Genomic DNA, 11,426 nt, shown 5'->3' on the forward strand with positions numbered 1-11,426 from the left:
AAATATATTAGTGATCTAAGTAAATTTCAGTGTGTGCGAGTTATTTTATTAAATGCCTCGTTGTACTAAAAATTATTTGATTGCTGAAGTGAGGAAGAATGCAAAAAGGGATAGATAAGTACAGTATTGACAGTACTGACTATACAGTAGGTCAAGATAATGTGCAGAAATGGGGTTTTGATGTTCATAACCCTGTATTCGGCGTGAGTGCGGGTTTCATTGCGCTATTTTTGATTGCTGCACTAGTTTTAGATGCAGAAACAGCAAAAGCGGCACTTGATGGAATTAAGTGGCAAATCATTGGTTCTTTCGACTGGCTATTCATCTGGTCAGGTAATATCTTTGTTATTTTCTGCTTGGCTCTCATTGTTTCACCATTTGGTAAAATTCGTTTAGGTGGTACGGACGCGGTCGCTGATTATTCATGGCTTTCATGGCTAGCGATGTTATTCGCAGCAGGTATGGGTATCGGCCTGATGTTCTGGAGTGTTGCAGAACCTGCAGCGTACTATACCGGTTGGTATGAAACGCCACTCGGGGTAGAAGCAAATACTCCGGAAGCCGCTAAACTGGCACTAGGTGCGACTATGTACCACTGGGGTCTTCACCCTTGGGCTATTTACGGTGTCGTTGCGCTTTCACTTGCTTTCTTTACTTATAATAAAGGCTTACCGCTATCAATTCGCTCAATCTTCTATCCTATTTTAGGTGACCGAGCTTGGGGTTGGGCTGGACACATTGTTGATATTCTTGCGGTGCTAGCAACTCTATTTGGTTTAGCGACTTCGCTTGGCCTTGGTGCACAGCAAGCGGCAAGTGGTATTCACCATGTTTTCGGTATTGACGCCGGCATGGGGTTACAAATTGCAGTCATTACCGTTGTGACGCTTCTTGCGGTTGTCTCTGTTATCCGTGGTATTGATGGTGGTGTAAAAGTTATCAGTAATATCAACATGATTATCGCATTTGTATTACTGGCTCTTGTTGCTCTTATTGGCTACGCAGTGACACTCGGTTCAATCCCAACAACAGTGATGGCTTACGTGGAAAATATCATTCCATTAAGTAACCCACATGGTCGTAGTGATGAAGCTTGGTTCCAAGGTTGGACTGTATTCTACTGGGCTTGGTGGATTTCATGGTCCCCATTCGTAGGTATGTTCATTGCTCGTGTCTCTAAAGGTCGTACGGTTCGTGAGTTCATCACGGCAGTGCTGATTGTTCCAACAACTGTGACCATTCTTTGGATGTCAGTGTTCGGTGGCATGGCGATTGATCAAATACAAAATGGTGTTGGTGATCTAGGTACGAAAGGTCTTACAGATGTTCCACTAGCTATGTTCCAAATGTTTGATGTTCTACCGTACGGTACTTTGTTATCTGTGGTTGCTGTAGTACTGGTATTGGTGTTCTTCATTACATCATCAGATTCTGGTTCATTAGTTATCGATAGTATTACTGCTGGTGGTAAAGTTGATGCACCAGTTCTTCAACGTGTGTTCTGGGCATTCATGGAAGGTGCAATTGCGGTTGCTCTACTGTGGGTTGGCGGAACAAAAGCAATTGAAGCTCTTCAAGCGGGTGCAATTTCAACAGCCTTGCCATTCACATTTATATTGTTATTAATGTGCGTGAGCTTGTTGATGGGTATGCGTACCGAGAAGCGATAAAAAGCACATAATTGTGTAATAAATAGATGAAGGGATGAACGATATGTTCATCCCTTTTTTTATTTTGATGGCTTTTTTGTAACGCTTTTTTTTGACAGTCGACGCAGAATTGACGTTATTTGATGGTTTTATCAAAGGATAAATAAAAGCTTAAAATTAAATGAGAATTCACTCGCAGAGCGTGAAAAAAATAGCTACTATCGCCAACTATTTTTGGCTACATGAGCTGATCTCGAATTATGAAAATTACTCTTAAACAGAAGTTGATAGGCGCAAGCTTATCGGCAGTTGTGTTGATGGCAACTGCATTGACTTGGATGTCCGCTGATAAATTATTTGAACAAACTCGAACTGGCATCTATTCAAGAGCACAAAGCCTTTCGTTTGCAGCTTCTGAAGGTATAGAAAGCTGGATTACTATTCGTAAAGATATCGCTTCAGCATTTAACGACTTTAGTGAAGAATCTGACGTTGTCCCATTTCTTCAACAAGCCCGTAAAGCGGGTAACTTTGACGATATTTTCCTAGGTACTCCAGAAGGTGGCATGTTCCGTTCACATCCTGAACGTAACCGTGCTGGTTATGATCCTCGTCAACGTCCGTGGTACAAAGATGCAAACTCTGCAGGTCAACAAATCATAACGACGGCTTACCAAGATGCGATCACCAATGCGTTACTTGTGACCATTGCTGAGCCGGTAAATCAAAATGGCAAATTTGTTGGTGTTGTTGGGGCCGATGTACTGATTGACCAATTGATTAATGACGTTATCAGTTTAGAAGTCGGTGAAAATGCTTACGCAATGCTGATCGATACAAACGACGGCACCTTCCTAGCGCACCCAGATAAAAGCTTATTGCTTAAACCGGTAAGCCAGCTTTCTAATGAGCTTAGCATGAACAGCATTGAGCAAGCCGTTCAAAGTAAGAGCATCGAAATCATCGAGAACAAGGGTAAGCAGAAGCTTCTATATTTTGTGAACGTTCCGAATACTAAGTGGATTTTTGGTATTGAGATGGACCGTGCGACTGAAGAAGCTGGGCACTCATCTCTGCTGATGCAGCTGATTACAACGGCTGTAGTGATCACCATACTCGTTATTCTGTTAGTTTCTTGGTTAGTGAGCTTTTTATTCCGAGATCTTGGCCGTGTGTCTAAAGCACTTGAAGAAATCGCATCAGGCGAAGGTGACTTAACTCAGCGTTTAACACCACGTAGTGATGATGAAGTAGGCCAGCTTGCAACGAACTTCAATAAGTTTGTGGGTAACATGCACTCAATGGTTACCAAGTTAAGTGAAGTATCAGCATCTCTTTCAGAGCAAGCGAAGTTAACCGCTTCTCAAGCTGAAGAACGTAGTGCTCGTATTCAACTACAACAAGACGAGATCAATATGGTCGCGACTGCTGTAAATGAAATGGCTGCGGCGACTCAAGAAATTGCAGGAAATGCTGATAATACGGCTCAAAACTCTTCTGAAGCGGTAGGTGCGTGTGAACATGGTTCTAACCAAGTGACACAAACACAAGGCTCAATCCAAAACTTAGCTCAAGAAGTGCAAGTGGCGACGAATGTTATTCAAGAGCTTGAAGCGCACGGAAACAGCATCAATACGATTCTGTCTACCATTCAAGGTATTGCGGAGCAAACGAACTTGCTAGCACTGAATGCTGCGATTGAAGCGGCTCGTGCAGGCGAACAAGGTCGTGGTTTTGCTGTTGTTGCGGATGAGGTTCGTGTTTTAAGCCAGCGTACTCATGCGTCAACGCAAGAGATTCAGCAGACGATTGAGATGCTTCAAAGTACTACAACGAAAGCGGTTTCAATTATGGATGACAGCCGTATGCTTGCTGATACAAGTGTTGATGATGCAAACTCTGCCGCAGTTAGTTTGACTCAAATTCACACAGCAGTTGAGCGTATTAGTGATATGGCTACGCAGATCGCTTCTGCCGCTGAAGAGCAAGCCTCAGTGACATCTGAGATCACTCGTAATACTCAAGGTATTCGTGATGTATCAAATGAGCTAGCGACTGAAGCACAAGATGCAGCAACGCAAGCTGCTAAACTCTCTGATTTGTCATTTGAACTAGAGACAGAGATCAGCCAGTTTAAGCTATAAAGCTATAAAGCTATAAAGTGAAAGTAAGAGTAAAAAGGAGCTTAAAATTAAGCTCCTTTTTTTGATCTTGATGTTAGCGAAAATGTTGTCTCAACTATTGGCAATCAAGCTAAACCGCAGCTGACCATTAAATTAAGGAAAGGGAGTTAAAGCCAAAAGTCTCGTATTGGTTGGTTAGGATCAAAATGATGGGCAATTTGAGCCTGTAGCAGCTCAGCGGTAGCGATAGCATCCGTCAGAGCATGGTGCGGCGTATAAACAGGTAGCCCATAGCGAGTTCGGCTTTTCCCCAGACGCACAGAGCCAGGTTTCTTACCTTTTAACTTATTCCATAAGCCGCCAGAAATTTTATTCTGTAGATCGGATTCTATTTGCAGAGTATCGAGCACAGGGAAAATGATACCTTCATTGATACGAGCCTTTAAAGCCTGATCTAAAAACTCACGCTCAATGCGTCGATAATGCACGACCATTATTTTTCCTGAAAGTGCATCAAGCACTTCGTCAATCACTTCAGAAAAATCAGGTGCACCCAAAATATCATTATGCGTGATGCCATGGATCACAACTGACTCTTCTTCTAGCTTCTGCTTAGGTCGAACCGTCCAATGCTTCGCTCGGCTTAAACAGATACGATTTAGAGTAAATGGCACGACTCCAATCGTTATAATGCCATCTTTTTTAGGATCTAACCCGGTTGTTTCAAAATCCACAGCCAAGAATTCAATTTCAGAGATTGGCGTATCCGGGCTTGGTAGTATCTTGCTATAAAAAGATTGAAGTCGGTGATCTCTGGCTTGTATCAGTTTCTTTGAAAACTTCATTTGCCAGTCGATGCTTGGTTGTTGTAGTGCTTTAATAATCATAACGACCTACTTGAAACTGTTGCTTGCTTGGTAGCGGAATTTCAAGAAATTCTGTGCATTACTCAAAATTTGGAAAGCATCCTTTAGATTACGGCGCTCAAAGTCAGATAGGTTTTCAGGTTCGATATTGTTATCTGGCTCAATTTTGTTCTCAACGTCCAACGCTTGGTGTCGAATCCTTACCATGTAGATGAACTCCATTGCATCTTTCAAATCTTGAGCTCGTCCTTTCGGAAGGATGCCAGCATCAATAATGTCATCCAATCGCTCGAATGAGTTTTGGGAACGGGAGCCAACCGCAAGAGCATGAACACGAACAAGATCGGCAAGTGGAGCAGTACCACGGCGTTTTAAGTTGATCGAGTTATTATGTCTGCCATCTTTTTCCATTACGAAGTCTTTGAAAAAGCCCAAAGGAGGCGTGCGGTTGAGAGCATTACGCGCAAGACATGCTAAGAAACGGTTGTTTTTTCTTGCTCTACGAACAATAAAACTATTGAGTTGTTCCGCCCACTTTAAGCGCCCATAGATACCATCTAGATCAAAAAAGATAGAGGCATTGAGCAGAGCTTTAGGGTTTGGATCATCAATCCAATCGGCAAAGCATGCTTCCCACTCAGAACGAGTCATGCGCCACATTTTGTTGGTCGCCATGATATCGCCCGTGCAGTAGCTATACCCACATTTATCTAGACCATCACAGATGAATTTAGAGAACGCCTCAAAGTAGGCATTATGTTTTTCATCGTCATAGCTTTCATCAAGGATAATCGCGTTATCTTGATCGGTAACAATAAGCTGTTCATCTCGGCCCATAGAGCCAAGAGCAAGAAAGCAATAGGGAATTGGGGCGCTGCCAAGTGTTTCTTCTGCCAGTTCGATAATGCGTTGTTTGAAGCTACGACCAATGACTGACATCGCCGTTCCGACCATGTGAGAGTTCGCATCCTCATTTACTAAACGGACAAAGCTGTCTTTCACTTGCTCAGAGAGTGATACTAACTCTTCAACACTTTGTTGCTGGAAAATACTGCTTACGAGTAACAGAGAGTTTTGGGATTCATAACGGACAATATCAGTCGCTTCAATGATACCAATAGGTTTCTTGTCTTTTAAAACCGGTAAGTGGTGCACGTTATAACGAAGCATGGTGAGCATCGCCTCGTATACATAGGCATTATGATCCAGAGAGATAACTTCGGTGGTCATCACTGTGGACACATCATCACTTGGGTCTAAACCTTCAGCAAGCACTCGAGTGCAGAGATCTCGGTCGGTGATAATACCAATAACTGGTGAGTTATCATCTTCGTCGTCTTGAATGATTTCGGGGTCGATAATCAGTAGCGACGATATGTTCTCTTCTGCCATCATTATTGCGGCTTGTTGTATGGTTTGATGCTTTTGAATTGTTGGGGCTTCACGGCTCAACAAGGTTCGCACTTTAGACGTTGTCAGATCATTGGCATCATTACTTTCTGAGTTAGCCTGTCTCAAACGCGCGTTATCTTCTACTTCGACAAAGTCTGCAAAGGAATCGTGGTTTTCATACAGTTCTTGGAATATCTCTTCTGAGAGGCAGTACACTAGGGTGTCTTCAATCGCTTTTACTGGGAAACGGACTTTATTGTTGGTCAGTAGGCCCATTTGTCCAAACAAGTCGCCTTGATCTAAGCGGTTATAAAGCTCTCCTTTACGTCGATATACTTCCACGACCCCGCTGCGAACGATATAGAGGTCATTAATATGATCGCCTAAATGTATGATAGGCGTATCTTGGCGATAATAGGAAATCTCAACGTTTTGGGTAACTTTAGTGAGGACGTCTTCTGGGAGTTCGTTGAATGGGGGATATTGTGCCAGAAAATTTTGTATTTCGAGTAATTCAGCTTCCATATTTAAACACGTCCAAATAGATATACATAAGAAGAATAGACCATGTTACAGCATTTAAACTATTTGTCAGACAGTTTTCCAAATCGTGATTTGCTTCTTCTCATAATTTGATTTAATAGACTAGTATTCAATGAGATATCGAGTCAAACAATGTCAATTGGTGTTTAAAAGAGGGGTTTTATATGTTTAGAAGAGTGCTATTAATCGGCCTTGTCGTTTCCTCATTCTTTAGCCATGCGCAAGAGCAGGATTCAATTTATGATACACCGACAAAATACGATTACCTCTACGCAACGGTAAGTTCAGGTAGCTTTGATAGCGACATTGGGGGGAACTCTAATGTAACAACATGGAACTTAGGTGGAAACGGACTTGTGACAGAGCATTGGCTTGTCGCGGTCGATTATTCGGCTCGATTTGTAAACCTTAAAAGTACGGATTTAAGAATTGATACCTTGCTTGCGGGCGGTGGTTATCGATTCAAATTGAGAGAAGATTTAGACCTTGTCACCGTGGCTCAGGTTGGGGCAATAAAAGCAAAAGAGACCTTGGAATCGATAGATAAGACGCTCTATTCTGAATCTGAATTTGTGTATGCCGGCTCACTCTATTTGAACTATGCATTTACTGAAAAAACAGAAGGTAGACTGGCGGCCGAATTCAATCGTAGCGATTGGATTGATGAAAATATCACTCGGTTAGAAGTGAATCACTATATAACATCAGCCATTGCGCTTGGGGGATTTTATACATACCGCAAAGCGAATAGTCACTACAGCAATGAAGCGGGAGTTTCATTTAGAGTGCTGTATTAAACGCCCAATGTTTATCTTAATCGCAATAAAAAAGACCAGATCGAGATCTGGTCTTTTTAAGATGTTAATCAAAACAGCAGTTAATCAAAACAATTAAAGTACAGCAGAAATACCTTTACATAGTGGACTCATGTTTGATTTTGTCATGCCTGCAACACTGATACGGCCAGAGCCAACAATGTAAATAGCGAACTCATCTTTTAAACGCGTTACTTGTGCTTTTGTCAGCCCTGAAAAAGAGAACATACCGTTCTGACGCTCAATAAAGCTGAAGTCTGCATCGACACCTTCTGCTTTAAGTGTCGCAACAAAGAGTTCACGCATCTCTTGAATACGATCACGCATCTCTGCTACTTCCGATTCCCATTCTGCGCGAAGATCTTGGTCACCAAGAATATGAGTCACGACAGCGCTACCGTGAGCGGGTGGGTTTGAGTAAATTGAGCGGATGATGCTTTTTACTTGAGAGAATGCAGTCGTAGCAACATCCGATGATTTTGCGACTAAAGTGAATGCGCCAACGCGTTCATTGTATAAGCCGAAGTTCTTTGAGAATGAGCTTGCGACAAGGATTTCGTCATTGTATTTTGCGAATGTACGTAAACCTGCAGCATCCTCTTCAACGCCTTTTGAAAAGCCTTGGTATGCGAAATCAAACAGTGGAAGCAGCTCTTTTTCAGCAACCAGTTTTGCAAGGATTTCCCACTCGTCAGCGGTAGGGTCAATGCCAGTAGGGTTATGACAGCAACCGTGAAGTAAAACAATGTCGCCTTTTGATGCTTGTTCAAGATCAGCGATCATTGCGGCAAAATCTTTATTTTTTGATTCAGCGTCATAGTAAGAATATTGCGCAGTTTGAATGCCAGCGGCGCTAAATACACCATTGTGGTTCGCCCATGTTGGGTTACTGATCCAGATTTTAACGTCGCTACCCAATTGGCGCTTAATGAACTCACCAGCAACGCGTAGAGCACCAGTACCACCAGGGGCTTGTGCTGTTTTTGCGCGTTTCTCGCTCACAATAGATGCATCATCGCCAAAAAGAAGTTTTTGTACAGCAAGTCCGTATTCTGCTGTCCCTTCAATGGTGAGGTATGACTTAGTCTTCTCTTTTTCTAGCAGTGCTGCTTCTGCTTTTTTTACCGTTTTTAAAACAGGCGTCTCACCACTCTCATTTTTGTAAATCCCAACGCCTAGGTTAATTTTTTCAGGGCGAGTATCCTTCTTAAACTCTTCAGTAAGTCCAAGAATAGGGTCTGCGGGAGCTGCTGCAACTTTTTCAAACATAATCGTCATCCATGTAATTGAAGGGAGAATATTAATCACTCCAGTATTTATACCTGTAAGGATTTTACCTGACAATAACAATAGAAAAGAAAAAGTAAAAAAAATCAGTTTTGACGTGAAAAATGGCAGGAGAGGGTGTTTTCATAAAAAAACACTCTAGTTTTTGTTCACTAGAGTGCTGATTAATTGTTGTTGTGTGTAACATTTAACCCGTGATGGTTAGCGAAGCTGCTAAGTTGTTATCAGGCTTGGCTTATCTAGTTTAGTATCCGTCATCGGTTGTTCGTCGGTTGGGGTATCCGCTGAATCTGTGTACTGAGCAGCAATGCTGATAAATCGAGCCTCTATCGCTAGGAATGCTTCAACAACATCAGGATCAAAATGGGTATTAGAGCCCTCTAGAATAATGGCTTTGGCTTTATCGTGGCTGAATGCGGGCTTGTAGACTCGCTTGGAGATTAAAGCGTCATAAACATCAGCAAGCGCCATTAGACGGCCTGAAAGTGGGATATCTTCGCCACCTAACTGGTTTGGATAACCACTTCCGTCCCATTTTTCGTGGTGAGTGAGCGAAATCTCTTTTGCCACTCGTAAAAATGAGCTGGTGCCAAGTTGCTTCTCTGCAATAGAAAGCGCATCCGCTCCGATCTGTGGGTGTCCTTTCATTATCTCGAACTCATCAAATGTTAATTTACCCGGTTTGAGTAGAACATTATCTGGGATCCCCACTTTACCCACGTCATGTAGTGGCGCTGACTTGTACAGTAGCTCGATATAATTCGGCGTAAGTAGTGTCGCGTGCTGAGGAGAAAGACTCAGTTGTTCAGCCAGAGCTTTAACATACTCTTGTGTGCGGAGTATGTGCGCCCCTGTTTCATTATCTCGTGACTCTGCAAGTGCGGAAAGGCTGACGATTGCGACGTCTCTGGTTGTTTTTACTTCATTTTGGCTAAGTTGAAGTGTGTCTAACATGGTATTAGTTAGTGACGCCATTGAGCCTAGTTCATCATGAGCAAATACGGGTAAGCGCGTGTTTATTTTACCTTGGGTGACTTGCAGTAAAGAGCACTCTTGGCTTAAAAGTACTTTTTTCATCAACTTGGTCCACAGCATCATGATGGCAACGGCGTAACCACCAAGTATTGCCGAAATATAGATAAACTCTTTGATCACGCTGATCTGACCTGAACCATCCAAAACCCGTGCAGGGTTGTGTTCAAGCCAGAAAATATCCTTAACCGCAACCATAGTGAGCATAGTCGTTAGGGTGGCTAACAGTAATACGACTAAAGTAATCATTTGGCGGATGATGGACTGACGCTCTCCCTGCAACTGAAATTGATTAGGTTGGTGTTCATCGACTTTATCTAGCTGATCTATTTTTGCGACCAGCTGCAATATTGTCCCCGTAAAGAATCCAAACAGTGTCATGCCGAATAGCACTTTTAAATTACTGTCTAATGGGAAGTCGTTATTGAGATTATAAAACGCAGCAAAGGGTAGGCTGGCGAAGAAAAATAGAGTGGTATCCAGTTGAGCAAACTTCATCTCTTTTACTAATGAATGATTGTTCAATAGAAAGTGACGGATTAAAAAAGTAATCGTGAAAACGGTGCTGGTATGAATCATTACTTCTGTGGCGCTTAATGTTTCCAGCATAGGACAAACGCGTCCGCCATAGATCCCAAACAAAAAAGCGGCCACAACATATAGTTTTAATGTTAAAGACGCATTGTAGACAGATTGTTTCATGATAAGCCCTTTGAACATAACTGCTAAAATTTATTGTTCATTGCGTAATGTAATCAATGAGAAAAAAGTGATTACTATTGCGAAATGTCAACCGACAAATAATAAAGACCGTCTATTTTATCTATAGATTTCAATTAATGATACAAATTATAAATACACAATTTTAACATGTGTACTCGGGACATTATTTTTTTAATGGTGTCTGATGGTGTTATGGACGACGTAATCAGTGTGTTGCTTGCTGGGGGAGTGTTCTCTGAGGAAATGCACATAAAATTAACCCCAACATCTGTGCTGTTGGGGCTTTATAACTATTTTTTAAGGTTTAGCTGAGATTCAATCGCTTGAGCCTCTACATCAGGGTTCTTAGACAGTTTGTCTGCCGCCCATGTGTTCATATGTTTTAGAATCGCTGAAATAGCGTGCTTCTTAGTTGGTGTCTCTTCTTTATCGCATTCAATTGGCTGTTTAGGGTGAGAGCCTGTTGCATCTTCAGCAATGTTTAACCAATCTGGGTGCCAGTAATAGGGTTGACCTGTCGATGATAACCAGCTGTGAACACCGTTTGTTTCACCTTTATATTCCAAATTTTCTGTGTCTAATTTTTTCATGTTCTTCTCGAATTATTGTTATGGGTAGATCGGTATTCCCGAGGATCAAATAGTTACATTAGTAATGTAGCAAAGAGTTGAAGAATAAAAGTGAGGTCGATCTCAGTATCTGCCTATTTCGTGCAAACGTCACTGATGATTTTAAAATAAATGTGAAGTCTAACGTTTCAGGTATGGAAGTGATATTGGCTAACTATATGCAAAGATAGATTTTAAATTAAACCAGTTGAATAAAGGTGAAGCGGAGTTTCAGAGTAAAACATTACGAGGAGAGACTCGTTATGACCGCTTATCATATTAAAAAAGAGATAATAAAAAGCTCACTCTTGAAGTGAGAGTGAGCTTAAATTTTTATGCACCAATGTGTTGGTTACATACTTATACTTTGCTAAAAGCTAAAAGCTAA

At 41.9% G+C, this 11,426-nt stretch carries 8 protein-coding genes; 3 read left to right on the forward strand and 5 right to left on the reverse strand.

Translation table 11 applies throughout. The annotated features are described in order from the left end of the window. Positions 1-98: 98 nt before the first annotated feature. Both FCV43_RS01675 and FCV43_RS01680 read left to right on the forward strand, forming a co-directional pair. A complete protein-coding gene (locus FCV43_RS01675; RefSeq protein WP_136993826.1) occupies positions 99-1,670 on the forward strand; it encodes a BCCT family transporter in 1,572 nt (523 codons plus the stop codon). 239 nt (positions 1,671-1,909) lie between these two features. After that, a complete protein-coding gene (locus FCV43_RS01680; RefSeq protein ID WP_113797273.1) occupies positions 1,910-3,793 on the forward strand; it encodes a methyl-accepting chemotaxis protein in 1,884 nt (627 codons plus the stop codon). 146 nt (positions 3,794-3,939) lie between these two features. On the opposite strand, the gene FCV43_RS01685 is transcribed toward FCV43_RS01680, so the two are convergent. Continuing rightward, a complete protein-coding gene (locus FCV43_RS01685; RefSeq protein ID WP_017053945.1) occupies positions 3,940-4,659 on the reverse strand; it encodes a 3'-5' exonuclease in 720 nt (239 codons plus the stop codon). Positions 4,660-4,665: 6 nt separating this feature from the next. After that, positions 4,666-6,555 carry a putative nucleotidyltransferase substrate binding domain-containing protein gene (locus FCV43_RS01690; protein ID WP_017053944.1) on the reverse strand — a complete coding sequence of 630 codons (1,890 nt, stop codon included), beginning with the start codon at positions 6,553-6,555 and terminating at the stop codon, positions 4,666-4,668. 182 nt (positions 6,556-6,737) lie between these two features. Here FCV43_RS01690 and FCV43_RS01695 point away from each other — a divergent pair, with 182 nt between their 5' ends. Continuing rightward, positions 6,738-7,370, forward strand: coding sequence for a porin family protein (locus FCV43_RS01695; RefSeq protein ID WP_136993827.1), 633 nt, complete (start codon positions 6,738-6,740; stop codon positions 7,368-7,370). Positions 7,371-7,463: 93 nt separating this feature from the next. Here FCV43_RS01695 and FCV43_RS01700 read toward each other — a convergent pair whose 3' ends face one another. The 3 genes from FCV43_RS01700 to FCV43_RS01710 all read right to left on the reverse strand — a co-directional run bounded on the left by FCV43_RS01700 (position 7,464) and on the right by FCV43_RS01710 (position 11,020). Further along, positions 7,464-8,657, reverse strand: coding sequence for an amino acid aminotransferase (locus tag FCV43_RS01700; RefSeq protein WP_136993828.1), 1,194 nt, complete (start codon positions 8,655-8,657; stop codon positions 7,464-7,466). A gap of 231 nt (positions 8,658-8,888) precedes the next feature. Further along, positions 8,889-10,409 carry an HD domain-containing phosphohydrolase gene (locus tag FCV43_RS01705; RefSeq protein WP_170961581.1) on the reverse strand — a complete coding sequence of 507 codons (1,521 nt, stop codon included), beginning with the start codon at positions 10,407-10,409 and terminating at the stop codon, positions 8,889-8,891. A gap of 311 nt (positions 10,410-10,720) precedes the next feature. Then, positions 10,721-11,020: a hypothetical protein gene (locus tag FCV43_RS01710; protein ID WP_136993830.1), complete on the reverse strand. Its 300-nt coding sequence runs from the start codon at positions 11,018-11,020 to the stop codon at positions 10,721-10,723. Between the last annotated feature and the right edge of the window lie 406 nt (positions 11,021-11,426).

The organism is Vibrio genomosp. F6, assembly GCF_005146325.1.
In the GTDB taxonomy this organism is placed as follows: Bacteria; Pseudomonadota; Gammaproteobacteria; order Enterobacterales; family Vibrionaceae; genus Vibrio; species Vibrio cortegadensis.